The organism is Pseudarthrobacter raffinosi (genome assembly GCF_023913835.1).
Lineage (GTDB): Bacteria > Actinomycetota > Actinomycetes > Actinomycetales > Micrococcaceae > Arthrobacter > Arthrobacter raffinosi.
Genome location: NZ_JAMXBG010000009.1, coordinates 150,587 through 173,526 on the forward strand (window position 1 = coordinate 150,587; position 22,940 = coordinate 173,526).

A 22,940-nucleotide genomic window follows, 5' to 3' on the forward strand; every position below is an offset into this window, starting at 1 on the left:
GCGGTCGGTCACCTTCTTCGCGAAGGTGGCCGGCCGCCGTCGTACTCTCATCGATTGCTCCGTAAACGCCGTTTTGAGCGTCCTAAAGGGCCGTTACGGAGCGATCGATGGGGAGCAACCGATGCTAGGAGGTGTAACCCAGGGGGTTGTTCTTCTGCCAGCGCCAGTGGTCCTCGCACATCTGGTCCACGGTCTTCGTGGTGGACCAGCTCAGGTCGGCCAGGGCGGAGGTGGCGTCGGCCCAGAAGGCCGGGAGGTCGCCCGCGCGGCGTCCGGTGATCTCGTAGGGGATGGGCTGGCCCACGGCCTTCTCGAAGGATCGCAGGACCTCCAGCACGGAGGAGCCCTTCCCGGAGCCAAGGTTCCAGCGGTAGACGCCTGAGCGGTCCGCCACGTGGTTGAGGGCTGCCACGTGGCCTTCGGCGAGGTCGACGACGTGGATGTAGTCCCGCAGGCAGGTGCCGTCAGGGGTGTCGTAGTCCCCGCCGAACACCATGAGCTTGTCGCGGCGTCCCACGGCCACCTGGGCGATGAAGGGCACCAGGTTGTTGGGGATGCCCTGCGGGTCCTCGCCGATGCGGCCGGACGGGTGTGCGCCCACCGGGTTGAAGTAGCGCAGCAGGGCAATGTGCCAACGCGTGTCAGCGGCGCCCAGATCGGCGAGGATGTCCTCGATCTGTTCCTTAGTGCGGCCGTAGGGGTTGTTGGCGCCAATCTCCATCTTTTCCACGTAGGGGATGGGATTGTGCTCGCCGTACACTGTGGCGGAGGAGCTGAAGACGATGGAGCGGACGTCGTGGCGGTCCATCACCCGGATCAGGTTCAGCGTGCCCACAAGGTTGTTGTAGTAGTACTTGAGCGGTTCGCGGACCGACTCACCAACCGCCTTGAGCCCGGCAAAGTGGATCACGGCGTCGATCGTGTGGGCGGCAAAGACGCCTTCCACTGCGGCTTCGTCCACCAGGTCCACCTTGTGGAATTCGGCGGTCTTGCCGCTGAGTTCGGCAACCCGGCGCAGTGACTCCTCGCTGGAGTTCACCAGGTTATCGATCACCACCACATCGTGGCCGGCTTCCTGCAGGGACAAGACTGTGTGCGAACCGATGTACCCGGTGCCACCTGTGACCAGAATTTTCATGCCTCCACGCTATCCCAATTCCGCGGATGCGTGGATTTAAGCACGGGTGTGCTAAATAATAGGAGTGCCCAAAATTGTTGATGCCGAAACCCGGCGCGCAGAAATCGTTGAAGCGGTCTTTAGGATCATCGCCGTCGACGGCCTCGAGCGGGCCTCACTGCGGGAGGTGGCGGACGAAGCAGGCCTCGCCGTTGGCTCCGTCCGGCACTATTTTGCCGGCAGTGAAGAACTGCTCAGCCATTCCTTTGCCGCCGTTGTGGACCGGATCACGGGCCGGCTCACCGCGGCATTGCCGGCGATGGCCGCCAGCAAACCCGGGACCGGCCCGCATCGTGAGGCGGTTTTAACCCTGCTGGGTGAATTTCTGCCGCTCGACGAGGAGCGGGCCGTGGACGCCTGCGTGTGGATGGCCTTCAAAAACGCGGCCAGGATCCGTCCTTTCCTCGCAGCCGAGGCGGATCGGAGCCACCGGGAGGTGGCAGCCGTCGTCGGGCAGGTCATCACGGGCCTGGTACCGGACGACGGCGACGGGCAGCAGTCGCTGGCCGTCGAGGCGGAGAGGCTGTTGGCTACGCTGGACGGGCTGTGCATGCACGCCCTCCTGCAGCCCGCCTGGATGACGGCACAGATGTGCCACGACGTCCTGGACCGGCACCTGAAGAGCCTGGCCGCCTGACATTACCGTCCGGTGGCAACGGGAATAGACTGGGAGCCGGGGGAGCGGAACCGGCTGGTCAGGCCGGTACAGGCAGGCCACAGGAGGAGTAGGGATGCATCACACAGGTGGTTCCGGCTGGCAGATCACCACGGATACGTCCGGGCCTCTGATGATCGCGCTCTTCGTCCGTGATGCGGCAGGACTCGACGGCGCCGGCCACCCCGCGTTGTCGCATGCCGCGCCGAAGATCCGCCATGCAGACCACTCGCACCTCACCGCCGACGTCGGCGGGCAGAGTGCGCTCAAGACCGAATGGGAGGCCTGGTGGGAGCAGCTGCTGAAGGCACACCCCCAGACGTCACCGGAGCTGTCCCCTCCGGATTTTGGGGAATTCGGGAATTCCCCGGCCCTCCAGCGTGTCCTGCAGGCGCATTTCGGGTCCGCGCTGACCTGGGCACGGGAGCGCCGCAGCGAGTACGTCCGGCTGGAAGCCGAACGGGTGGCCAGCGGTTCGGACCAGCTGTTGGGCGACATGGTGGATGACCGCCTGCTGGAGGTGGGCCGGGGGTCACGGGACTTCACCCTGACCATCATCGAACTGCCGCTGAACGAACAGCGGGCGTGGTACCTGGAGCCGGACAAGATCATCATGAGCCATAACCTCATGTCCGCGCCGGAGCTCTTCCGCAGCTACGTCCAGCCCGTGGTGGACATCCTGGTCTGAGGCGGGTCGGTCAGCATCCGGGCCGTCAGCTGCCGGTGCCGGCCGGTGCAACTGTAATGCGGACCTGTCCGGCGGGCGCGTCGGATTTTTGCCAGCCGCCCTGATCCTCACGGTCCCAGCTCCGGCCTGCAACGTCCACGCGCGTCACCGCCAGGCCCTTGGCATTGGCAACTGCCCACTGCGCCACGGACCAGGCCTGGCTGCCGTCAGCTGCCACCACGAGCGAATCATTCTCCGTGGTGATGGCGAGCGGCCCGAACGCCTGGGCTAGCTCGGATTCGACGGCGGCGGGGATGCCCGGTTCCTGCGGGGCACGCAAAGTGCACAGCAGCGAGGCGGGCGCCTGGCCGGTCAGGCCGGACGCGAAGGACCGGCCCATATCTTCGTGTTGGGCGTACGCGAGGGGGTAGGCCGAGCGCTGGACACGCTGGGCGGCGTCGGTGATTTCCAGGGACTCGTAGCCGGGAACCTTGACCAGGGCATCGTAGAAAGCATTGGCAGCGTAGTACGGGTCCATCACCTGGGCCTCGGTTCCCCACCCCTGCGAGGGACGTTGCTGGAAGAGTCCACGGGAGTCAGGGCCGGCCTGGTCGCCATGGGCGATGTTGCGCAGCTTGGATTCCTGCATGGCGGTGGCAAGGGCGATGCTGGCTGCCCGGGGAGGCAGCCCGCGCTGCACCGCCACCGCTGTAATCAGTGAGGCATTAACCGCCTGGTCCGTTGCAAGCTCTGCGCTTTGGGTCCCGACGTCGGCCGTGCAGCGCTCCGGGACCAGGGTTTCGGAGCGCTGCAGGAAGGAGACCGCTGTGTAGATGCCGGCGCCCGCCAGCGCCAGGGTAAGCAGCAGCACGGTGGGGCGAACGAAACTGCGTCCACGTGCCACCGACGGGTCAGTTGGCGTGGAGGGCGTCGTTGAGTTCCACCGTCTGGCCCTTGCGCGGCAGCGCCTCGACGGCGCCGGTGGTGGAGTTGCGCCGGAACAGGAGGTTGGGGACGCCGGACAGCTCGGCTGCCTTCACGATCTTGGCGGTGTCCTCGCCATTCTCGTCCTTGGGCCCGGGAACGAGCACACGGGTTCCAGCGGTGACGTAGAGGCCTGCCTCCACCACGGAGTCATCGCCGACGCTGATGCCGACGCCGGAGTTGGCGCCCAGCAGGACGCGCTCACCGATGACGATCTTTTCCTTGCCGCCCCCGGAGAGTGTGCCCATGATCGACGCGCCGCCTCCCACGTCGCTGCCGTCGCCGGCGACGACGCCGGCGGAGATGCGGCCTTCCACCATGGAGGCGCCCAGGGTGCCGGCGTTGAAGTTCACAAAGCCTTCGTGCATCACGGTGGTGCCTTCGGCGAGGTGGGCACCGAGACGGACACGGTCGGCGTCGGCGATCCGGACGCCGGCGGGCACCACATAGTCCACCATGCGGGGGAACTTGTCCACGCCGTAGACGGTGACGGCACCACGGCGGCGAAGTTTGGCGCGGGTCAGTTCGAAGCCTTCCACCGCGGCGGGGCCGAAGTTGGTCCACACCACGTTGGGCAGCTTGCCGAAGATGCCGTCCAGGTTGATCGTGTTGGGCCGGACCAGCCGGTGGGAAAGCAGGTGCAGCCGGAGGTACGCGTCTGCAGTGTCAGCCGGAGCTTCGTCAAGGTTGATCTGGACGAAGACCACTTTCTGCTCGGTCCCGCGGTCAGCGTCTGTGCCGCTCGCGGCGAGCTGGACCAGGGTTTCGTCCGCATTCTCCACGGCGCGCAGGTTTTCGGCCGCAACGCCCAGCGCGGGCGCGGGGAACCAGACGTCAAGGACGGTGGCTTCGGCATTTTCCCCGCCCGTTGCGGTGGCGATGGTTGCCAAGCCGAAGCCGTAGGCGGAGCGGGCTTCGGAAGTTGCGTTCTGGTCTTTGGGCGCGGCGGAGGTAGCGGTCTCAGTCATGGCCCCAGTCTACCGAGAGGCGGGCACCGGGTTCGAACTAGACTGGCAACGTGACTGCCGAAACCGCCCCTGAATCGATCACCGTGCCTTTGGACCTCCGCCAGGACGTCTCCGTGCTGACCGCCGCCCTGATGGACATCAACAGTGTCTCCGGGAATGAGACGGAACTGGCGGACGCTGTCGAAGTGGCTCTGCGGGCCATCCCGGAACTCCAGGTGGTCCGCGACGGTGACGCCATCATCGCGCGCACGGAACTCGGCAGGGCGGAACGCGTCATCCTCGCCGGACACCTGGACACAGTGCCGCTGCCGGTTACTGAAGGCGCGCGCGGTACCGTCCCGTCCACCTGGGATTCGGGTGTCCCCGGGGAGGGCGTGCTCTACGGACGAGGAGCCACGGACATGAAGGGCGGTGTCGCCGTGCAGCTCGCGCTGGCGGCCACAATGTTCGACGGCGGCGGGGCGCCCCAGCGGGACGTCACCTTCGTGTTCTACGACCATGAGGAAGTGGAAGCGGTCAAGAGCGGACTGGGCCGCCTGGTCCGCAACCACGGCAGCCTCCTGGGCGGCGATTTTGCCATCCTCCTGGAGCCGACCCATGGCACCGTCGAGGGTGGCTGCAACGGCACCAGCCGCTTTGAGGCCACCACGGTGGGCGAGGCAGCACACTCTGCCCGTGCGTGGATGGGCAGCAACGCCATCCACGCGGCGGCACCCATCCTGGCCCGGCTGGCAGCCTACGAGCCGCGGACCATCAACGTGGACGGCCTCGACTACCGCGAGAGCCTCAACGCCGTGAAGATCAACGGCGGCACGGCCGGCAACGTCATCCCGGACCGCTGCGTCGTCGAAATCAACTACCGCTTCGCCCCCGACAAGACGCCGGACCAGGCGGAGGCGCATGTGCGCGAACTGTTGGCGGGCTTCGCTGTGGTCCGCACCGACGCCGCCGCCGGTGCGCGCCCGGGACTGAACCACCCGGCCGTCGCGTCCTTCGTGGCCGCCGTCGGAGCCGAGCCGAAACCGAAATACGGCTGGACCGACGTCGCGCGTTTCAGCGAACTGGGGATCCCGGCAGTGAACTTCGGCCCCGGCGATCCGCTGCTGGCCCACAAGGACAACGAGCACGTCGACGCCGACGCCATCCGGGAATGCCTGCGGGCGCTTCGGAGTTGGCTTGCGGCGTAAGCCTGCACGCAGAAGGGTCCGCAGCCTGCAGGCTGCGGACCCTTCTGCGTGTGTGGATGTGGCTACTTGGATTCGCGTACATCCGGTAGTTCCGGTGCGACCACAGCGGTTGGCGCTTTGGCAACACCGCCTGCCGTCTTCGTGGAACCGCGGCGCTCGATCCAGATTGCGAGCCGGGAAACGCAGATGTTGATCACAATGTAGATGGCGGCAGCCACAAAGAAGATGGGGAACAGGAACGCGTTCCCGAGGAAGTCCGCCATGACCTGCACTGCGCGCAGAAGTTCGCCGTACGCCACGATGTAGCCCAGGGAGGTGTCCTTCAGGAGCACCACGAGTTGGGCAACCAGCGACGGCATCATACGGCGGACAGCCTGCGGCAGCTCGATGAGCATCCGGGACTGGAAGCTGGTCAGGCCGATGGTCAGGCCCGCCTCCCGCTGTCCCTTCGGCAGTGATTGGATGCCGGCCCGGATGATCTCCGCGAAGATAGCGGTGTTGTAGAGGACGAGCCCGGCCACCACCGCGACGAAGGAACTCGTCCCGAACACCAGCAGAACGAAGAGCATCATCAGCACAACCGGCATGCCGCGCAGGAACTCCAGGACCACGCGGGCGGGAATCCGGATCCAGGCGACCAGCGAGATGCGCAGCAGGCAGAACATCAGGCCGAGGGGAAACGCGATCACTGCGGCGAGGGCGGCGGCGGTGAGCGTTGCGCCGAGGCCATTGGCGAGCAGCGTCCAGACGTCGCCCCGGGTGAAGATCGCCCAGCGGCGACCTTCAAAAATGCCCTGCTGGGCGAGAGTCATGCCAATCCATGCCAGAAGGCCCAGGATCAGCACGGTTCCAACCACGGAACCGATCAGCGAGACCCGGCGCGCTTTGGGGCCGGGAACGTCGTAGAGGACTGAAGTCATCGGGCAATCGCCACCTTTCGTTCCACGGTGCTGGCAAGGATGCCCAGCGGAATGGTGAGGAGCAGATAGAAGAACGCGACGCCGAGCAGTACTGCCATGACCTGGTCACCGTTGGCGTTGGCCATTTGGCGGCCGTAGCCGAACAGTTCCAGGACAAAGAACGCGCCGGCGACGGAGGAGTTCTTGACGAGGGCAATCAGGATGTTGATCAGCGGCGGGATCACGGTCCGAAGCGCCTGCGGCAGGATGATGAGATTCAGGACCTGGCCGAAGTTCATGCCGATGCTGCGCGCGGCCTCAGCCTGGCCGAGCGGGACGCTGTTAACGCCTGAGCGGACGGCTTCAGCGATGAAGGCCGCTGTATAGGCGCTGAGGGCGATGATCGCTGCGACCTCGAACTGCTGGAAGGTCACGCCGAGACGGGGCAGGACGATCGCTGCGAAGAAGAAGGCAATGGTCAGTGGGGTGTTCCGGAGGATTTCCACGTAGACGGTGCTGAATCCCCGGAGGGCCGCAACGGGGGAAACTCGGGCTGCTGCCAGGAGTGTTCCGAGGATAAGGGCGATGATGCCGGAGACGACGGACAGGAAAAGGGTGCGAAGAAGGCCTTCCCAATAAAGGGGCAGGTTTTCAATGATGACTTCCATAGGATCCTTCGGCTCTGGGCGTAGGGGGTCAAAAAGCAGGCCGGCGGCTTCCGGGGAACGCGGTCAACGAATTCCCCGGAAGCCGCCGTGGCTACCTAGTAGCGCTTGATGGCGGGAAGTTCAGGGGCGGTCTTGATGACCGAACCTGCGGTTGCTTCCCAGGCCTTCTTGTAGGACCCGTCCTTGCCAAACGCCTCGAGCTGGTCGTTGATCCAGTTGCGGAATTCGGTGTCGTCCTTCTTCAGGCCAATGCCGTACGGCTCTTTGGTGAAGGTTTGATCCGACGCCAGCTTGAAGGCATCCGGTTCCTTGTCCACAAAGCCGGCCAGGATCACGTTGTCCGTGGTGATCGCTTCGACCTGCTTGTTGCGCAGCGGCTCAAGGCAGGCGGAGTAGGTGGCTGCCGGCACGAGCTCGGCCTTGTACTTGTCCACGATTGTCGCGGCAGGGGTAGAACCGGTGACGGAGCACACCTTCTTGCCTGCGACGTCCTCAGGCTTGGTGATGGACGTGTTGTCCTTGTTCACCATCAGCGCCTGGCCGGCCTCGTAGTACGGGCCCGCGAAGCTGACAACCTGCTTGCGCTTGTCATTGATCGTGTAGGTGGCGATGACAATATCCACCTTGCCCTGCTCGATGAAGGGTTCGCGGTTGGCTGAGACAGTCTCTGACCATTCGATCTTGTCCGCGGCGATGCCCAGCTTGGCTGCGATCAGCTTGCCCATCTCGACGTCGAAGCCTACCGGCTTGCCGTCCAGGCCCACCTGGCCGAAGAGCGGCTGGTCGTACTTTGTGCCGATCTTGATGGTGCCTGCGGCGGACAGCTTGGCCATGGTGGTGCCGGCGGCAAACGTCGGCTTGTCGGCAACAGTGGGATCGCTGGTGGTGCCGGGGGTGGTGCCGCCGCATGCGCTCAGGGACAACGCCAGGGCAGCAGTAGCCGCCACGAAGAACGACTTCCGGCGGGTCATAAATGCCTTCATGACATTCCTTTCATTGGTCGGCCGTGGGTCACGGCCTGGGTGCGAACTGGAGTGTGTGTTCGTTGATGGAAAATCAGTGGGTGAGCAGCTTGGACAGGAAGTCCTTCGCTCGGTCACTCTTCGGGTTGGTGAAGAATTCTTCCGGCTTGGCATCCTCCACGATCTGGCCATCCGCCATGAAAACCACACGGTCGGCGGCTTTCCGGGCGAAACCCATTTCGTGCGTGACCACAACCATGGTCATGCCTTCCTTGGCCAGCTGGATCATGACGTCAAGGACCTCGTTGATCATCTCGGGGTCCAGCGCAGAGGTGGGCTCATCAAAGAGCATGACCTTTGGTTTCATCGCCAGGGCGCGGGCGATGGCCACGCGTTGCTGCTGGCCGCCGGAGAGCTGCGCCGGGAGTTTGGGGGCCTGGTGCCCCACGCCCACGCGCTCCAGCAATGCCATGGCTTCCTTGTCCGCCTGGGCCTTGGCAACGCCTTTGACTTTGATGGGGCCAAGCGTCACGTTCTCAAGGATGGTCTTGTGCGCGAAGAGGTTGAAGGACTGAAAGACCATCCCGACGTCGGCGCGGAGCTGGGCCAGCTCCTTCCCCTCCTCCGGCAACACCTTTCCATCAATGCTGATGGTGCCGCCTTCGATGGTTTCCAGACGGTTGATGGCACGGCACAACGTGGACTTTCCTGAGCCTGACGGGCCAATGACCACCACCACTTCGCCCTTACGGACGTGGAGATTGATGTCCTTCAAAACGTGCAACTGACCGTAATGCTTATTCACACCATTCAGGGAGACGAGCGCATCGCCGGGCACATGAGTAGTCATAAAGAAGAATCTAGCGAACATTGGCTGGTTATGAGGTGAATCACGCCAAGTTCGCGCGGATCGTGATTCAAGAGATACCTGCCACAGGCACGCTGGCCTTGGCATTAGCCTTGGGGGATGAGCATCAACGCAGATCCGGCCAAAACTACCCAGCCGCGCCGTAAGGGGCCCCTTGAACTCCGTCGCAAGCAGGCGGCTGTGGAAATGTCCGACCAGCATTTGCTTGATACCAAAGGCGCAGGACAGTTCGTCCATTCGGACCCCTGGCGCGTCCTCCGGATCCAGAGCGAGTTCGTCGAGGGGTTCGGCGCGCTTGCCGATCTGGGGCCCGCCGTCAGTGTCTTCGGCTCGGCGCGCACCAAGCCCGGCAGCCCGTACTACGAAATGGGCATGGAAGTAGGCCGGAAGCTGGCAGCCGCGGGCGTGGCCGTCATTACCGGCGGCGGTCCGGGCTCCATGGAGGCCGCCAACCGCGGCACCGTGGAAGGCAACGGCGTCTCCGTCGGCCTGGGCATTGAATTGCCCTTCGAGCAGGGCCTGAACCAGTGGGTGGACCTCGGCATTAACTTCCGCTACTTCTTTGCCCGGAAGACCATGTTCGTCAAGTATGCCCAGGGCTTCATCGTTCTTCCCGGCGGGTTGGGAACGCTGGATGAACTCTTTGAAGCCATGGTCCTGGTCCAGACGCGGAAGGTGACCTCCTTCCCGATCGTGCTCCTCGGCGTCGACTTCTGGGGGCCGATGATCGAATGGATCAAGGGCACCCTCGTGGCCGAGGGAATGGTCTCCGCAAAGGACCTGGACCTCATCCAGGTGGTGGACGATCCCGCCGAAGCGGTGCAGCTGGTGCTGCACTGGACGCCCCCGGTTTCCACCAACGGCGAGCAACGGCCCGAATAGGGCGTCGGCCCATATCTGGCACGATGGGTGCTGTGAGTTTTTTCCTGGTCTACCTCGCCATCGTGCTGATCGCCGCCACCCTGTGGGCAGGCGCCGGTGGCCGCCGCGGCATTCTGCGCAGCCTCCGCCTGGGCAGTGAACCGGCCACAGGCTCCGAGGTCCCGGAGAATCCGATTCTCTACCGGGGGTTCGGGCAGCCGCCCGCCAACCTTCCGCCGGTGCTGCTGCCCGCGGACGCTGCACCTGGCGACGTCGACCGGGTCCGCTTCTCTCTCGGCCTGCGTGGATACCGGATGGATCAGGTGGACCAGGTCCTCGACGAACTGCGGGACCAAATCGCGGCCAAAGACGAAGAAATGGGCAGGCTCCGGGCACGGCTGCTGGAATCGGAACGGGCGGCGCGCCCGGAGGCCGGCGCTTGAGCACTGACACGGGGGACCGGACGGGCCCGACGGCGTTGATCACCGCATTCGGCGCCCGCGCCAGGTGGGCGGTCCAACGCTGGCCCTGGTGGCTGCAGGTTGCCTCCCTCTACGCCACTGCCCGGCTGGTCAGCGCCTGCATCTTTATGGCAGCAGCCCTGCACCAAGGGCCTAACCCGTGGTTTCCGGCCGGCCCTGACTACTGGAACTTCATCAATATCTGGGATGCGCGATGGTACGGCCGGATCATCACCGACGGTTATCCCTCACCGCTTCCAACGGATGCCGCCGGCAACGTGCAGGAAAATGCGTGGGCCTTCTATCCGCTCTTCCCGGCCCTGGGCCGTGCGCTCGCAGGCCTGACCGGAATCAGCCCTGCCGTGGCGCTTACGGTCGTCGCCATGCTGGCGGGGTTAGGTGCGGCGCTGGTTTTGTACTGTCTGTTCAGGCACAAGGCTTCGCACACTGCGGCGCTTTGGGGCGTGGCATTCTTCGCGACCTTTCCGGTGTCCGCCATTCTCCAGGTCCCGTACGCGGAGCCCCTGACTGTTTTCCTGCTGGCCACCGCCCTGCTGCTCGTCATCAGGCGTCATTATTTCGTTGCCATGCCGGTGGTCCTGCTGCTGTGCCTCTCCCGACCCGTGGGCGTTCCCTTTGCCGCCATGGTGGGGCTTCTCTTCCTTTGGCGACTGTTCGAACCGGGGCGCGGGGAGCGGCCGGGCACCCACAGCCTCGGGGAGTTGGCGTCCCTGGCGGGCCTAACCGTGGTGTGCGGTGCCTCGGCACTGCTGTGGCCGGCAGCGGCCTGGGCCGCCACCGGAGATATTGAGGCGTATACCAAAACCGAAACAGTGTGGCGCGGCCATGACCTGGTGCCCTTCAAGCCCTGGTTCGACGCCGGCGTCGACCTCTTTGGCCCCGTCCTGGGGATCGTGGCGCCATTCGTCTTTGCCGGCCTCTTTGCGCTCCTGCTGTTCTCCCCGCCGGTGGTCCGGCTTGGTGTGGAACTGCGCTTGTGGTGCGCCTGCTACATGGGCTACCTCCTGGTGTTCCTCCACCCCCAGACCAGTACTTTCCGGATGCTGCTCCCGCTGTTCCCGTTGGCCCTGGCTGCCGCGCTCTTGTCCCGGTCGAAGGCATACCGCGGCACGGTCCTGACAATGTTTGTCCTGCTCCAGATCGTGTGGATCGTCTGGCTGTGGGCATGGGCGCAGCTTCCGGGCGGCGGCGATTATCCGCCGTGATCGCGGGCGGCGCCTGGCCGGCAGATTGGGGAATCCGACGCGGCCGTAAATGTCCATCGATTAGCTACGTGCGGGTCATTACGGGATAATAGTAAGTAAGCAGGGACAAAAAGCATTCAGAAATGTTCAGCCATGGCGGCATCAGTACGGGCCGCCATAGCGGCTTGATTTGACCATGCGGACACAGCCCATCCGGGCTGATATGTCCTGGGACTAAATGGAGGGGAAATTCCTCATGGCGGCTATGAAACCACGCACCGGCGACGGCCCTATGGAAGTCACCAAAGAGGGCCGTAGCCTTATCATGCGCGTACCGCTCGAAGGCGGCGGACGGCTTGTGGTGGAACTGAACGCTGCGGAGGCGGCCAACCTTAAGGAATGCCTCGTCGGCGTGACTGAATAATCCCGTTCGGCGTTGCCGAATAATCCCGCAAGGCCAAGGTCCGCAGCCAACCCGCTGCGGACCTTGGCTTATTTGCTGTGGATCTACTTCTTAACCGCGACCAGCAGGCCGTCGCCCGTGGGAAGCATCGCGGACGCCAGACGGTCGTCGTCGCGGATTGCCTTGCCCACCTGGCGGAGCACCACCGTGTTGGACTCCCGGACAGCCGGATTGGCCACGCGGTCCTTGTCCAGTGCGTCATTGATGATGAGCAGCCCGCCGGCCTTCAGGAGCCGGACGGCCTGTTCCACGTAGCCGGGCAGACCGGGCTTGTCCGCATCAACAAACACCAGGTCATAAGCGGAGTCGGTCAGGCGCGGGAGGACATCACCGGCGCGGCCGGAAATGGTACGGGTGCGGTTGGCCGGACTGCCTGCCTCCGAAAAGGCTTCACGTGCCGCCTTCAGATGTTCGACGTCCACGTCGATGGTGGTCAGCACGGCCTGCGGTCCGAGCCCCCGCAGGATGCATACCCCCGAGACACCTGCGCCTGTGCCGATTTCGACGGCGGTCTGGGCCTTCGAGCCCGCAGCCAACACCGTCAGGACCGCACCAACACCTGCGCCGATGGGCGTCACGCCCAGTTCGAAAGAGCGCTCCCTGGCACGAAGCATAACCTCATCCTCTGCGGGCAGATCTTCTGCATAGGACCAGCTCGTGGATTTGTCGGCGCTCATGTGATTCGCTTTCTGGGCGGCAGGGGAGTGTTTAGTACAGCCTACTGTGTGAGGGGGTGCCAGCCGCGGAAGGGAATCGTTGTGCCTCTGGCTGAAGAACCGCCCCGGTCAGGAAATTCCCAGCCAACTTTGAAATGATGGATATCCGGTCATCCGAGAGGTGATCGGCGCCGAACAAGAGATGTCAACAGTATCCGGGCGATAGCAATCCACGATGGGAGTGGACGAATGTCAGCATCAGGTATGGCGCCTGTCCCTGCGACGCAAGATTCCGCCGCTGTATGGGTCAGGCCCACTTGGGAGGAAGTGGTGGCCAACCACTCCGCCAAGGTCTACCGGCTGGCTTACCGCCTGACGGGGAACAAGTTCGACGCCGAGGACCTCACCCAGGAGGTGTTCGTCCGCGTCTTCCGGTCGCTGGAGAATTTCAAGCCAGGGACACTGGATGGCTGGCTGCACCGCATCACCACCAACCTGTTCCTGGACCAGGCCCGCCGGAAAACCCGCATCCGGTTTGACGCGCTGGCCGATGACGCCGAATCCCGGATTCCCGGGCGTGAACCCGGACCGGAACAGAGCTTCGAACTGAACAACCTGGACCTCGATGTCCAGGCTGCCTTGGAGGAGCTGCCCCCGGACTTCCGCGCCGCCGTCGTGCTTTGCGACCTGGAAGGCCTGTCCTACGACGAAGTGGCCGCTGCACTCGGCGTCAAACTGGGTACCGTCCGTTCCCGTATCCACCGGGGCCGGACCATGCTGCGCGAAAAGCTGGCGCACCGCGATCCCAGGCCACAGCAAGGACGCACGCCGAAGCTTTCGCTGCCGCGCATCGCCAGCATCCTCTGATCGGCACCATGACGCCCCAGAACCCCTTCGGCCGCCGGCATCACCGCGGCGCCGACCACGTGCAAACCTGCGCAGAATGTGCAGCGGCGCTGAAGCGTGAACGCCAGTACATCGAGCGGCTCCGAGACGCGGCCGTGCCGCCTGCCAGCGAGGACCTGACGGCCCGGCTGCTGGTCAGGACGCAGCTGCTCGCGGCCGCGGCCGAGCCAGCCCCGAGCCCGTACCGGGCCGCGCGAGCCGTGGCACTTGCCGCCGGCGGGACAGCAGCAGCCGCTGGAGTTCTTGCCGTCAGCGCTTTTGCGCTGGCGGGGGACAGCCTGCCCGTCGCCCAATCCGCCATCAACGGGAGTCTGGTGCAGCATACGGCCCGGCTACCGGCCGACGGCAGGGAGATCAGTGCTCCGCAATTGTTGGCCCTGCGCTCTGAAGGCTGGGTCTGTCCGGAACTGGCGTCACTCGGCTTCCACGTCCGGAGCGCCAATGCCATAACGCTGAATGGGCGGCCGGCGGTGGAAATGCACCTGACCGATGGGCAACACTATGCCACTATCGTGGAACAGCATCCCGTGGACGCCGAGCAGCAGTCGGGCGAGGACACCCAGCAGAACTCCGAACAGATCGCCGGTCAGAACGAGGGGAAGCTGCTGGTCAGCAGCCAGGCGCCCTGGAGGGCCACCGTAGAGACCACGGCAGGAACTTTCATTGTTGAGTCCGACCTCCCGGCGGAGCAGGCTGATGACGCCGTTCCAGTGCTGCAGCGGCTCAGCGTCCTCGCCGTAGAAGGAATTAACGCGGGTGTCAGCACCGCGCCTGCCGACTCCCCGGTGACCGCAGCGGACGACTCTCCCGCCGCCCGGTTGGAGCGGGGAATCCGCAAACTCGGGGAGATGCTGGCTCCGTGATGCAGGCACTGTGCGACGCTGGCGGGCAGGAATCGTCAGCGGGGCTCCGGAGAGGGTAATCTTCCTAAAGTGTTTGGAATCAACGGCCCGGAGTTCTTCCTCCTGCTGATCATCGGCATCCTGGTGATCGGTCCCCAGCGCCTGCCCGAATACACCCAGAAACTTGCGAATCTCGTGAAGGAAGTCCGCCGGATGGCCTCCGGTGCGCGGGAGCAGATCAAGGAAGAAGTGGGCATCGACATCGACGATGTCGACTGGAAGAAATACGATCCCCGCCAGTATGATCCGCGGCGCATCATCAAGGAAGCCCTCCTGGACGACGACACCAAGTCCGTCAGTGCTGGAGCGCCGGCCGCGGTGGCTGCCGTCGCCGGTGCAGGGGCGGTTGCCACAGGCGGGGCGGCTTCCTCCCGTCCCGAACGTGTGGTTCAGTCACTGCCTCAGGGCGAACCCGCCCCGTTCGATACCGAAGCCACTTAGGCCACACTTAGGCCCCGTCGCCTCTGGTCGGCAACCGCTGCGTTATCGCGGCTGCAGCCCCAGTCTCATCCCCGTCAGGCCCCTGGGCCTGGCAGCAAGTTTTCCGGCAATTTCGGTCAAAGCAACGGCTGCCGGAGTTTCTGGCCGGCCAAGCACGATGGGCGTGCCGGCGTCGCCGCCTTCCCGCAGCAGGATGTCCAGCGGAATCTGTCCCAGGAGCGGCACATCGGTGCCCACCGTCGTCGTGAGCCGTTCGGCGAGGACCGCCCCCCCGCCGCTTCCGAACAGCTCCATCCGGCCGCCGTCGGGCATTTCCAGGTATGACATGTTCTCGATGACGCCGGCCACCGTCTGACCTGTCTGGGTGGCGATGGCACCGGCGCGCTCGGCGACGTCGGCAGCTGCGGCCTGGGGTGTGGTGACCACCAGGATCTCAGCCTTCGGCAGCAACTGGGCCACCGAAATCGCGATGTCACCGGTGCCGGGCGGCAGGTCGAGGAACAAGGCGTCGAGGTCGCCGAAGTAGACGTCCGTCAGGAACTGTTCCAGGGCCCGGTGGAGCATCGGCCCACGCCAGGCAACCGGCTGGTTTCCGGCGACGAACATACCGATGGAAATCACTTTTACGCCGTAGGCCACCGGGGGCAGGATCATGTCGTCCACCCGGGTGGGCGCCTGCGTGATGCCCATCAGGGCCGGAACCGAGAAGCCATGGACGTCGGCGTCCACAATGCCCACTCGGAGGCCCTGGGCGGCCAGGGCGCAGGCAAGGTTGACGGTCAGCGATGACTTGCCCACACCACCCTTTCCGCTTGCCACCGCGAACACCTTGGTCAGGGACCCCGGCTCGTTGAACGGAATCCCGCGCTGCCCGGAGGCGCCGCGGAGCTGTTCCTTCAGGGCGTCTCGCTGGGCCTGGTTCATCACTTTCAGTTCAACCTCGACGCCGGTCACGCCCGGAACTGCGGACAGCGCCTTCTCAGAGTCTGCGGTAATGGTCCCGCGCAGGGGGCAGCCCGCGATGGTCAGCAGGACAGCCAGCCTGACCTGGCCGTCCGCAGCGACATCCACGGACTCCACCATGCCCAGTTCCGTGATGGGACGGCGGAGCTCAGGATCGATCACGGTGGCCAGCGCAGCGTGGACTGCCTGCTCCAGGGAGGCGCTCATGCGGGCGGGGCTCAGCTTTCGGTGGTGGGGTTGTGCTTGGGGACGGCCGGATCCTGGATTGCGGGGTCGGTGGCGGCAGTGTCCTTGGTGACGGCGTCCTTGGCGGCGGTTTCCGTGGCGACATGGCTGGGTTTGACTTTGGGAATCTGCTGCGTGCGGGGGTTCCGCTGTTTGTCGCGCTTTTCCTTCAGCTTTTCCTTGACCTTCTCACGCGGGGACTCATGGCTGCCGGATCCGGCGGGATCGTGGGTCCGCAGTTCCTCCTGCGCTTCCAGCATGTCCTCGAGGAGTGTTCGCAGCTCCGCCCGGACGTAGTCGCGGGTGGCAACCTCGCGCAGCGCAATTCTCAGCGACGCCAGCTCCCGGGTGAGGTACTCGGTGTCGGCCAGGTTGCGTGCCGCCTGTTGGCGATCCTGCTGGAGGGAGACCCGGTCGCGGTCGTCCTGCCGGTTCTGGGCCAGCAGCAGCAGCGGGGCCGCGTAGGAGGCCTGCAGCGAAAGCATTAGTGTCAGGAGGGTGTAGCCCAGGAGGCGCGAATCGAACTGCCACTCCGCCGGTGCCCACGTGTTCCAGACCAGCCAGATGACGACGAAGACCGTCATGTAGACCAGGAACTGCGGCGTGCCCATAAACCGGGCGAACCCTTCCGTCGCATGGCCGAATGCATCCGGGTCGGGTGAGAACTTCGGCAGGATGCGCTGGCGGCCACTCAGGGGTGTGTCGAGTCCGCCCTTGGCCGCCGCCTTCTTATTGGGATGCTTGGGGGCGCCAGTGTCAGCCAATGCGGCCTCCCAGTTTTCTTATCGGGGCTTCGCCATCATAGGCGCGCCAGTCATCCGGCAACAGATGATCCAAAACGTCATCAACAGTCACCGCCCCCACGAGCCGGCCTGCGTCATTGACCACGGGAAGACAGTTCAGGTTGTAGGTAGCGAGGGTGCGCGCCACCTCGCTGATGTGGGCCTGGTCGGAGACCGGCTCAAGGTTCTTGTCCACGAGGTTGCCCAGGGGCTCCGGCGGCGGATAGCGGAGCAGTTGCTGGATGTGCACAACGCCCAGGAACCGTCCCGTGGGGGTTTCCAACGGCGGCCGGGTGATGAAAATGGACGAGGCGAGGGCGGGGGAGAGTTCCTCACGGCGGACGTGGGCCAGTGCCTCGGCGACAGTTGCCTCCGGGGGGAGGATCACCGGAACAGGCGTCATCAGGCCACCGGCGGTGTCCTCGTCGTATTCGAGGAGCCGCCTGACGTCCTCGGCGCCTTCGGGTTCCATGAGGCGGAGAAGCTCCTCCGCCTGTGCAGAGGGGAGCTCGGCGAGGAGGTCGGCGGCGTCGTCGGGGTCCATTTCCTCCAGGACGTCCGCCGCGCGTTCGACGTCGAGGGCGGAGAGGATCTCCACCTGGTCGTCTTCGGGCATTTCCTGCAGCACGTCGGCCAGGCGTTCGTCCTGGAGTTCGCTGGCCACTTCGAAGCGGCGTTTGTCGCTCATTTCCTGCAGGGCCTCGGCGAAGTCTGCGGGTTTGAGGTCCTCGTGGTTGGCCACGAACTGGGTGGCTGCCTGGGGTTCGGTGCGGGCACCTTGGAGGGCGTCGGCCCAGTCGATGATCATGGTCTCGTTCCGGCGCAGCCGGCTGAGCGGGGACAGGGAGTGGCCCCGGCGGACGAACAGCTTGCTCACGAACCAGTCGCGGGACCGGTGCTGGTCCATGGCGATGTCCTCGATGGTGGCGTCGCCGCTGCCGTCCCGGAGAGTGACGCGGCGGTCGAACATTTCCGCGACCACCAGCGTCTCCGCGCCGCGCTGTTCAAAGCGCCGGAGGTTAACCAGTCCCGTGCAGATGATCTGTGTCTGGTCGATGGAGGTAATGCGTGTCATCGGCACAAAGACGCGCTTTTTACCGGGAACTTCGACGACGATGCCCACCACGTGCGGGGCGCCGCGGCTGCCACGCGAGAGCACCACCACATCGCGCAACCTGCCCAAGCGGTCGCCCAAGGGGTCGAAGACGTCAAGACCCAGCAGGCGGGCCACGAAGACGCGCGAAAGATTTGTACTCACGTCTACAGGCTACCGAGTCTGCTCTCTTTTAGCTGAATTTACAGGCGGCATACATGCTGATGGGCAAGAATGGATGTATGTCAAACATTTTTGGTGCTCCCAAGGCCGGTGGCCCCAGTGGGCCCGACGACGCCCGCACGGTGCCCACCGGTGACACCGTAGGCTCGTACACCTCTTACTTGGATGCCCAGAAGGCGGTGGACTACCTCGCCGACCAGCAGTTCCCGGTCCAGATGGTTTCCATCGTGGGCAACGAACTTAAGATGGTTGAGCGGGTGACCGGCCGCCTCAGCTACCCTCGGGTGGCACTCTCCGGGGCGCTCAGCGGTATGTGGTTCGGCCTCTTCGTTGGCGTCATGCTTTCCTTCTTCGCACCGTCGCCCGGCTATTTCTCCATCCTGGCGTCTGTGCTGATGGGGGCTGCCTTCTTTATGCTGTTCGGCATCGTCACGTATGCCATGCAGCGTGGAAAGCGGGATTTCACCTCCACCAGCCAGGTGGTGGCCACCAGCTACGACGTTGTGGTGTCGGTGGAAGCTGCCCATGATGCGCGCCGGCTGCTCCAGCAACTGCCCATGACCCGCTCGGACGCAGCAGCCGCCGCCCCGTACAATCCCCAGGGCTACCAGAACCAGCAGTATGGCCAGACGGGTCAGCAGGGTCAGCAGCCCGGCCAGGAGGGCCAGCCGGGCAACCAGCCTGGTCCGGCACCCGCACGCCCTGCCACTTGGAATGACCCCTACGGACAGCAGGGTGCCGGTACTTCGGGCCAAGGGACAGCCCAAGGCGTGGGCCAGGCCGCCGGCCCGGACCAGGGAACGCAGCCGGAGGCAGCGGCCCAGCCGGCCAAGGCTCCCGCGGCCGCCGTCCGCTACCCAGACCTCCCTGACGGCCGGCCGCAGTACGGCGTCCGTGTCTCTGACCAGGCCACCGCAGGCCAGCGTGGCACGGAACAGCCTGACACAGGACAGACCGGCTCAGAGCAGCCCGCGGCAGATCGGTCCCGGGCGCACTCCCAGCCTGACTCCTCTAAGGACTCCGGCGAATCCACACCCTAAGCGGCGCCGCCGGAGGCCAGATTGTCCCACGGCCCGAGGAACAAGGCCGCAATAAACAAACAACTCCGCCCGGAACAGCAACTGCTGTTCCGGGCGGAGTTGTTTGTTGTTCGAAGCTGCCTTACTTGACGCCGCCGGCGGTCAGGCCGCCCACGAGGTACTTCTGGAACATGAAGTACAGCACCACCACAGGGACGGCACAGACCAGTGAAGCCGCCATCAGCTGGGAGTACACGGGGATTGCGCCACCCTCAACCGCGGACGCGAAGACCTGCAGCGCAACTGCGGCAGTGTGCGTGTCCGGCCGGGTGAACACCGACGCGAACAGCACGTCATTCCAGCCCAGCAGGAAGGCAAAAATCGCCGAAACGATGATCCCGGGCCAACTGAGCGGAATGATGATCCGGAACAGGATCCCGAGGCTGGAAGCGCCATCGATGCGCGCTGCTTCCTCCAGTTCCCTCGGCAGCCCCCGGATGTACGTGACCATCACCCAGGTTGAGAACGGCAGTGCGAACGTCAGGTAGGCGATAAACAGGCCCCAGAGCGTGCCGATGACGGTCACACCCAAATAAGTGCCTGCGGAAGAGAAGAGCACAAACACAGGCAGCAGCATGAGGGTGCCCGGGACGGACTGGAGACCCAGCAGCCCGCGCAGCACCGTCAGGCGCCCGCGGAATTCAAACCGGACCAGGACGTAGGCCGTGCCGATGGCCATAATGGCCGAGACGACTGCCGTGGCCCCGGAAACGATCAGGCTGTTGCCGATGGCTTTCGCCAGCCCCACGGAATCCCAGATCTTGGCGTAGCTGTCCAAAGAGAAGCTGCTCGGCCAGAACTCGCCGCTGGCGACTCCCACATCCGTGTTCAGCGAGGCCAGGAAGATGTACACGATCGGGATGAGGACCAGGGCGCAGAGCAGGACCGTGAGGATGGCCAGCAGCGGCCTTGGCATGAGGCGTGTGACCTCAAGGGCTGCGTCACGCCGGATGGGCTGCTTCTTCTGCTGCTCGATCGGGTTTGCCGCGTCGATGGTCATTTCTTTCCTCCTTCGTGCACATCAAGCCGGACTGCGCGCAGGTAGATGAAGAGCGGAATGGCGATCAGGATCAGCGAAACGACCGCCATGGCGGCGCTGAGGCCAAACCGGAAGCTCTGGAAACTGGTGACGTAAACCAGGATCGGCAGCACGTTCACATCCGACGGTGCAGGCGCCCCAAACAGGACATACGGGAGTGTGAAGTTGTTGATGTGGTTCAACGTGGCAAGCAGGAAGGCAAGCGAGACCGGGCCCTTGAGGTAGGGGAAAATCACGTACCGCAGCTTTTTCCACCAGAGTGCCCCGTCCAGCGCCGATGCCTCGTGGACCTCATGGTCCACAGCTTGAAGACCGGACAGCGCCAGCAGGTAGATGAACGGCCAGGCCGCCCAGATTTCCACCCACACCAGGGTCCAGTACGCGTTTGGGCCGTTAAGCCACAGTCCGCCGTCCATTCCCATATTGTTCAGCGTCACATTCACGATTCCATCCGGCTGCAGCATGGTCCGCCACACGCTGGCCACCACAAACGACGGCAGGACGTAGGGAATCAGGAAGATGGAGCGCACCAGGGCGCGGCCGCGGTAGGCGTTCTGCGTAACGACGGCGGCGGCCACGCCAAGCGGAATGGTCACCACCGTGGAAATCACCGCGAAGGAAACAGACAGCCAGATGGAGCGGAGCAACTCACTGCTGAGCGCCGCTTCAATGTAGTTCTGGATGCCGATGAATTCGGCACTGACCCATTGGCGAAGGGTGTACTGATCCAGATCGATCAGCGACATCCAGATGCCCATGGCCAGGGGGACGAGGATGACAATCGTCATCAGCAGCCCCCCGGGAATCAGGAGCCAAAGAGGCCTGTTTCTCTCGCTGAGCCCCTTTCGTCGCTTCCCAGGGGGTGTGGTTTCGCCGGGTCCGGCGGCCGCCCCGGCCGCGGGACTGCTGTCCGACGGCCGGGGCTCGGTAACGCTGCTAGCCATTTGCCGTAACCTTCCGCAGTTGGTGGGTCCGTCTTATTTCTTGGCCCGGTCCAGTGCAGTCTGCGATTTGGCCTGTTCGTCCTTGAGCCGCTGGGACAGGTTGGATTCGCTGACTGCGCCGGAGGAAAGATCAGGAATGGACTGGACAACCACGTTGGTCAGTGACAGCTGGACATCGCCCCATGCACCGCTGAACGGCGTCGCCACGGACTTGGCACCCGATTCGAGGGCAGGTGCAATCACTTCGTTGGTTGCGAGCTCCTTCGCGGCTTCCTGGTTGGCGGGCAGTTGGCCGAATACCTTGAAGTAGTTGAGCTGGACGTCCTTGTCGGTGATCATCTTGATGAACGCGAAGGCGAGGTCCTTCTGCTTCGAGTAGTCGGCGACCACGAGGTTGTCACCGGAGAGGATGCTGGCGGCAGGCTTACCGCCCGAAGGGTTGGAGGTCTCGCCGGGGGGAACAGTGGGCATCAGGGCGTACTTGTACTTGCCCTTGACGGCCGAGGCGTCCAGTGCAGGGATGGACAGCGGCGACGTCATGGGGAAGTACGCTGCCTTGCCGGCTGCGAAGGCGGCCAGGGCCTGCGGATTGGCCCACCCAACAGAGGAGGGGTCAACCACCTTGTCCTTGGTCACCCAGCCGAAGTAGGTCTCGTAGGCCTTCTTGGTGATGGGGTCATCGAGACGGACCTCGCTGCCGTCAATGATGGGGTTGCCGGCCTGGATGGACATGCCCCAGATGTACTTCCAGGGGTCGAAGTTGTCCTTGTAGGCCACGGCAACACCGTACTGGTCACCCTTGGTGAGCTTCTTTGCCTGCTCGGTGAATTCATCCCAGGTGGTGGCGGGCTTGTCGATGCCTGCAGCTGCCAGCAGTTCAGTGTTGTAGGCCATCACGAACGGCCGGCTCACGAACGGAATGCCGATTTGGTTGCCCTCGTCCGGCCCGGAAATGCCGAGCGCCGCGGGAACGAACTTGTCCTTGCCGCCGAGCTGGTTCCATTCGTTGTCACCGAGTTTCACAAACGCCCCGGTGGAGTAAGCCGTGGGGGTGAACGTGGTGCCGAGTCCGTAAACGTCAGGTCCCTGGCCCGAGACAACTGACGTCTGGATCCGGGTCATCTCGTCATTGGCGCTGGCGAACGTCTCCCACTGGATGTCGGCTCCGGTTTCCGCCTTGAACTTGGCGCTCATTTCCTTGAACCAGGCCTGCTGTTCCTGGGGGTACTGAGCGGTGACGCTCATCAGGACGTTGAGTTTTTTTCCGGTGCCGTCCACCTTGCCGCCCGAGGCGCCGGAGGTGGTACCGCCTGTGCCGCCCGATCCGCCGCAGGCGGCAAGCATCAGGACGGAAATGGCCGCTGCGGCGATAGTGCCGAGGCGACGCGGTTTGGACATACCCATGAGACTTCTCCTTTGAAGACATACATTGCGGCAGAGACCCGAGACTAAGACTCAGTCTACGATTTTCATTCTCTGCGGCTAGCGTATTCATCAACGCCAACTTTTGGCAAGCGATTGCCAAAAACTGTTAGGAGAGTTTCACCAAGGGGTATGGTCCTCCAGCGCATCGCTGCCGAGATGCGCTGGACGCAAAGACCTCTAGATGATTAATTCCTTTTGGGTTCAGTGGTCGTAGGCGATCAGGGAGCGCTTGCGGGGTGCGTCGATCAGCCAGTTGTGCCAGATTCCGGCCGCGAGG

At 64.4% G+C, this 22,940-nt stretch carries 25 protein-coding genes; 11 read left to right on the forward strand and 14 right to left on the reverse strand.

Annotation, left to right across the window (positions count from 1 at the left end; translation table 11 throughout):
- Nucleotides 1-124 precede the first annotated feature (124 nt).
- Nucleotides 125-1,138 (reverse strand): UDP-glucose 4-epimerase GalE, encoded by a 1,014-nt coding sequence (gene galE / locus NG697_RS11150; RefSeq protein WP_252598309.1) that lies wholly within the window; start codon nucleotides 1,136-1,138, stop codon nucleotides 125-127.
- A gap of 64 nt (nucleotides 1,139-1,202) precedes the next feature.
- On the opposite strand from galE, the gene NG697_RS11155 reads away from it, so the two are divergent.
- Nucleotides 1,203-1,814: a TetR/AcrR family transcriptional regulator gene (locus NG697_RS11155; protein ID WP_252598308.1), complete on the forward strand. Its 612-nt coding sequence runs from the start codon at nucleotides 1,203-1,205 to the stop codon at nucleotides 1,812-1,814.
- Nucleotides 1,815-1,908: 94 nt separating this feature from the next.
- The gene (locus NG697_RS11160) at nucleotides 1,909-2,520 is read left to right on the forward strand and encodes a hypothetical protein (protein WP_252608993.1); all 612 of its coding nucleotides are present in this window, start codon (nucleotides 1,909-1,911) and stop codon (nucleotides 2,518-2,520) included.
- Between the two features lie 25 nt (nucleotides 2,521-2,545).
- Here the strand turns inward: NG697_RS11160 and NG697_RS11165 are convergent, their stop codons facing one another.
- The gene (locus NG697_RS11165) at nucleotides 2,546-3,403 is read right to left on the reverse strand and encodes a transglycosylase SLT domain-containing protein (protein ID WP_374209918.1); all 858 of its coding nucleotides are present in this window, start codon (nucleotides 3,401-3,403) and stop codon (nucleotides 2,546-2,548) included.
- A 7-nt stretch (nucleotides 3,404-3,410) separates the two neighbouring features.
- On the reverse strand, nucleotides 3,411-4,451 hold the full coding sequence (gene dapD / locus NG697_RS11170) for a 2,3,4,5-tetrahydropyridine-2,6-dicarboxylate N-succinyltransferase (RefSeq protein WP_252598305.1): 1,041 nt from the start codon (nucleotides 4,449-4,451) through the stop codon (nucleotides 3,411-3,413).
- Between the two features lie 50 nt (nucleotides 4,452-4,501).
- On the opposite strand from dapD, the gene dapE reads away from it, so the two are divergent.
- Nucleotides 4,502-5,638, forward strand: a complete 1,137-nt coding sequence (gene dapE / locus NG697_RS11175; RefSeq protein ID WP_252608997.1) for a succinyl-diaminopimelate desuccinylase — start codon at nucleotides 4,502-4,504, stop codon at nucleotides 5,636-5,638.
- Between the two features lie 62 nt (nucleotides 5,639-5,700).
- Here the strand turns inward: dapE and NG697_RS11180 are convergent, their stop codons facing one another.
- The 4 genes from NG697_RS11180 to NG697_RS11195 form a co-directional block, all read right to left on the reverse strand.
- Entirely contained in the window at nucleotides 5,701-6,558 is an 858-nt protein-coding gene (locus NG697_RS11180; protein WP_104062134.1) for an amino acid ABC transporter permease, read from the reverse strand.
- Nucleotides 6,555-7,205 (reverse strand): amino acid ABC transporter permease, encoded by a 651-nt coding sequence (locus tag NG697_RS11185; protein ID WP_056343998.1) that lies wholly within the window; start codon nucleotides 7,203-7,205, stop codon nucleotides 6,555-6,557. Before NG697_RS11185 ends, NG697_RS11180 begins: the two co-directional genes overlap by 4 nt.
- 95 nt (nucleotides 7,206-7,300) lie before the next feature.
- Nucleotides 7,301-8,188, reverse strand: a complete 888-nt coding sequence (locus NG697_RS11190; protein ID WP_252598303.1) for a glutamate ABC transporter substrate-binding protein — start codon at nucleotides 8,186-8,188, stop codon at nucleotides 7,301-7,303.
- Between the two features lie 73 nt (nucleotides 8,189-8,261).
- The gene (locus NG697_RS11195; protein WP_104062136.1) at nucleotides 8,262-9,017 is read right to left on the reverse strand and encodes an amino acid ABC transporter ATP-binding protein; all 756 of its coding nucleotides are present in this window, start codon (nucleotides 9,015-9,017) and stop codon (nucleotides 8,262-8,264) included.
- A gap of 117 nt (nucleotides 9,018-9,134) precedes the next feature.
- Here NG697_RS11195 and NG697_RS11200 point away from each other — a divergent pair, with 117 nt between their 5' ends.
- The 4 genes from NG697_RS11200 (at nucleotide 9,135) to NG697_RS11215 (ending at nucleotide 11,986) form a co-directional block, all read left to right on the forward strand.
- Nucleotides 9,135-9,917 (forward strand): LOG family protein, encoded by a 783-nt coding sequence (locus tag NG697_RS11200; RefSeq protein ID WP_252598302.1) that lies wholly within the window; start codon nucleotides 9,135-9,137, stop codon nucleotides 9,915-9,917.
- Nucleotides 9,918-9,940: 23 nt separating this feature from the next.
- A complete protein-coding gene (locus tag NG697_RS11205) occupies nucleotides 9,941-10,339 on the forward strand; it encodes a DivIVA domain-containing protein (RefSeq protein ID WP_252614212.1) in 399 nt (132 codons plus the stop codon).
- Between the two features lie 35 nt (nucleotides 10,340-10,374).
- Entirely contained in the window at nucleotides 10,375-11,583 is a 1,209-nt protein-coding gene (locus NG697_RS11210; RefSeq protein WP_252609085.1) for a putative hexosyltransferase, read from the forward strand.
- Nucleotides 11,584-11,818: 235 nt separating this feature from the next.
- On the forward strand, nucleotides 11,819-11,986 hold the full coding sequence (locus NG697_RS11215) for a DUF3117 domain-containing protein (protein ID WP_009357720.1): 168 nt from the start codon (nucleotides 11,819-11,821) through the stop codon (nucleotides 11,984-11,986).
- 83 nt (nucleotides 11,987-12,069) lie between these two features.
- Here the strand turns inward: NG697_RS11215 and NG697_RS11220 are convergent, their stop codons facing one another.
- Nucleotides 12,070-12,702, reverse strand: a complete 633-nt coding sequence (locus NG697_RS11220; RefSeq protein ID WP_056343985.1) for an O-methyltransferase — start codon at nucleotides 12,700-12,702, stop codon at nucleotides 12,070-12,072.
- Between the two features lie 228 nt (nucleotides 12,703-12,930).
- Between NG697_RS11220 and sigE the strand changes: the two genes are divergently transcribed.
- The 3 genes from sigE (at nucleotide 12,931) to NG697_RS11235 (ending at nucleotide 14,930) form a co-directional block, all read left to right on the forward strand.
- Complete coding sequence (gene sigE / locus NG697_RS11225; protein WP_252598300.1) at nucleotides 12,931-13,548, forward strand: RNA polymerase sigma factor SigE; 618 nt, start codon at nucleotides 12,931-12,933, stop codon at nucleotides 13,546-13,548.
- Nucleotides 13,549-13,556: 8 nt separating this feature from the next.
- Entirely contained in the window at nucleotides 13,557-14,450 is an 894-nt protein-coding gene (locus NG697_RS11230; protein WP_252598299.1) for an anti-sigma factor, read from the forward strand.
- Nucleotides 14,451-14,519: 69 nt separating this feature from the next.
- Entirely contained in the window at nucleotides 14,520-14,930 is a 411-nt protein-coding gene (locus NG697_RS11235) for a twin-arginine translocase TatA/TatE family subunit (protein WP_252598298.1), read from the forward strand.
- Between the two features lie 42 nt (nucleotides 14,931-14,972).
- Here NG697_RS11235 and NG697_RS11240 read toward each other — a convergent pair whose 3' ends face one another.
- The 3 genes from NG697_RS11240 to NG697_RS11250 are packed head-to-tail and all read right to left on the reverse strand — an operon-like array spanning nucleotide 14,973 to nucleotide 18,158.
- Nucleotides 14,973-16,100, reverse strand: a complete 1,128-nt coding sequence (locus NG697_RS11240; protein WP_252598297.1) for an Mrp/NBP35 family ATP-binding protein — start codon at nucleotides 16,098-16,100, stop codon at nucleotides 14,973-14,975.
- A gap of 11 nt (nucleotides 16,101-16,111) precedes the next feature.
- A complete protein-coding gene (locus NG697_RS11245) occupies nucleotides 16,112-16,882 on the reverse strand; it encodes a DUF1003 domain-containing protein (protein WP_252598296.1) in 771 nt (256 codons plus the stop codon).
- The gene (locus NG697_RS11250; RefSeq protein WP_056343970.1) at nucleotides 16,875-18,158 is read right to left on the reverse strand and encodes a magnesium transporter MgtE N-terminal domain-containing protein; all 1,284 of its coding nucleotides are present in this window, start codon (nucleotides 18,156-18,158) and stop codon (nucleotides 16,875-16,877) included. Before NG697_RS11250 ends, NG697_RS11245 begins: the two co-directional genes overlap by 8 nt.
- Before the next feature lie 77 nt (nucleotides 18,159-18,235).
- Here NG697_RS11250 and NG697_RS11255 point away from each other — a divergent pair, with 77 nt between their 5' ends.
- Nucleotides 18,236-19,216 (forward strand): YflT domain-containing protein, encoded by a 981-nt coding sequence (locus tag NG697_RS11255; protein WP_252614214.1) that lies wholly within the window; start codon nucleotides 18,236-18,238, stop codon nucleotides 19,214-19,216.
- A gap of 121 nt (nucleotides 19,217-19,337) precedes the next feature.
- Here the strand turns inward: NG697_RS11255 and NG697_RS11260 are convergent, their stop codons facing one another.
- From NG697_RS11260 to NG697_RS11270, 3 genes are all read right to left on the reverse strand, one after another.
- Nucleotides 19,338-20,171, reverse strand: coding sequence for a carbohydrate ABC transporter permease (locus NG697_RS11260; RefSeq protein WP_252614229.1), 834 nt, complete (start codon nucleotides 20,169-20,171; stop codon nucleotides 19,338-19,340).
- Nucleotides 20,172-20,251: 80 nt separating this feature from the next.
- The gene (locus NG697_RS11265; RefSeq protein ID WP_252614215.1) at nucleotides 20,252-21,238 is read right to left on the reverse strand and encodes a carbohydrate ABC transporter permease; all 987 of its coding nucleotides are present in this window, start codon (nucleotides 21,236-21,238) and stop codon (nucleotides 20,252-20,254) included.
- Between the two features lie 33 nt (nucleotides 21,239-21,271).
- Nucleotides 21,272-22,636 carry an ABC transporter substrate-binding protein gene (locus tag NG697_RS11270; RefSeq protein WP_252614231.1) on the reverse strand — a complete coding sequence of 455 codons (1,365 nt, stop codon included), beginning with the start codon at nucleotides 22,634-22,636 and terminating at the stop codon, nucleotides 21,272-21,274.
- Nucleotides 22,637-22,940 lie beyond the last annotated feature (304 nt).

Bases quoted from the DNA above. Each gene is read 5' to 3' on its own strand.
- dapD (WP_252598305.1), bottom strand. From the start codon at position 4,451: ATGACTGAGACCGCTACCTCCGCCGCGCCCAAAGACCAGAACGCAACT.
- NG697_RS11240 (WP_252598297.1), bottom strand. From the start codon at position 16,100: ATGAGCGCCTCCCTGGAGCAGGCAGTCCACGCTGCGCTGGCCACCGTG.
- NG697_RS11195 (WP_104062136.1), bottom strand. From the start codon at position 9,017: ATGACTACTCATGTGCCCGGCGATGCGCTCGTCTCCCTGAATGGTGTG.
- NG697_RS11160 (WP_252608993.1), top strand. From the start codon at position 1,909: ATGCATCACACAGGTGGTTCCGGCTGGCAGATCACCACGGATACGTCC.
- NG697_RS11200 (WP_252598302.1), top strand. From the start codon at position 9,135: ATGAGCATCAACGCAGATCCGGCCAAAACTACCCAGCCGCGCCGTAAG.
- NG697_RS11205 (WP_252614212.1), top strand. From the start codon at position 9,941: ATGGGTGCTGTGAGTTTTTTCCTGGTCTACCTCGCCATCGTGCTGATC.
- NG697_RS11215 (WP_009357720.1), top strand. From the start codon at position 11,819: ATGGCGGCTATGAAACCACGCACCGGCGACGGCCCTATGGAAGTCACC.
- NG697_RS11270 (WP_252614231.1), bottom strand. From the start codon at position 22,636: ATGTCCAAACCGCGTCGCCTCGGCACTATCGCCGCAGCGGCCATTTCC.
- NG697_RS11185 (WP_056343998.1), bottom strand. From the start codon at position 7,205: ATGGAAGTCATCATTGAAAACCTGCCCCTTTATTGGGAAGGCCTTCTT.
- NG697_RS11265 (WP_252614215.1), bottom strand. From the start codon at position 21,238: ATGGCTAGCAGCGTTACCGAGCCCCGGCCGTCGGACAGCAGTCCCGCG.
- NG697_RS11180 (WP_104062134.1), bottom strand. From the start codon at position 6,558: ATGACTTCAGTCCTCTACGACGTTCCCGGCCCCAAAGCGCGCCGGGTC.
- sigE (WP_252598300.1), top strand. From the start codon at position 12,931: ATGTCAGCATCAGGTATGGCGCCTGTCCCTGCGACGCAAGATTCCGCC.
- NG697_RS11230 (WP_252598299.1), top strand. From the start codon at position 13,557: ATGACGCCCCAGAACCCCTTCGGCCGCCGGCATCACCGCGGCGCCGAC.
- NG697_RS11220 (WP_056343985.1), bottom strand. From the start codon at position 12,702: ATGAGCGCCGACAAATCCACGAGCTGGTCCTATGCAGAAGATCTGCCC.
- NG697_RS11255 (WP_252614214.1), top strand. From the start codon at position 18,236: ATGTCAAACATTTTTGGTGCTCCCAAGGCCGGTGGCCCCAGTGGGCCC.
- galE (WP_252598309.1), bottom strand. From the start codon at position 1,138: ATGAAAATTCTGGTCACAGGTGGCACCGGGTACATCGGTTCGCACACA.
- NG697_RS11260 (WP_252614229.1), bottom strand. From the start codon at position 20,171: ATGCCAAGGCCGCTGCTGGCCATCCTCACGGTCCTGCTCTGCGCCCTG.
- NG697_RS11190 (WP_252598303.1), bottom strand. From the start codon at position 8,188: ATGAAGGCATTTATGACCCGCCGGAAGTCGTTCTTCGTGGCGGCTACT.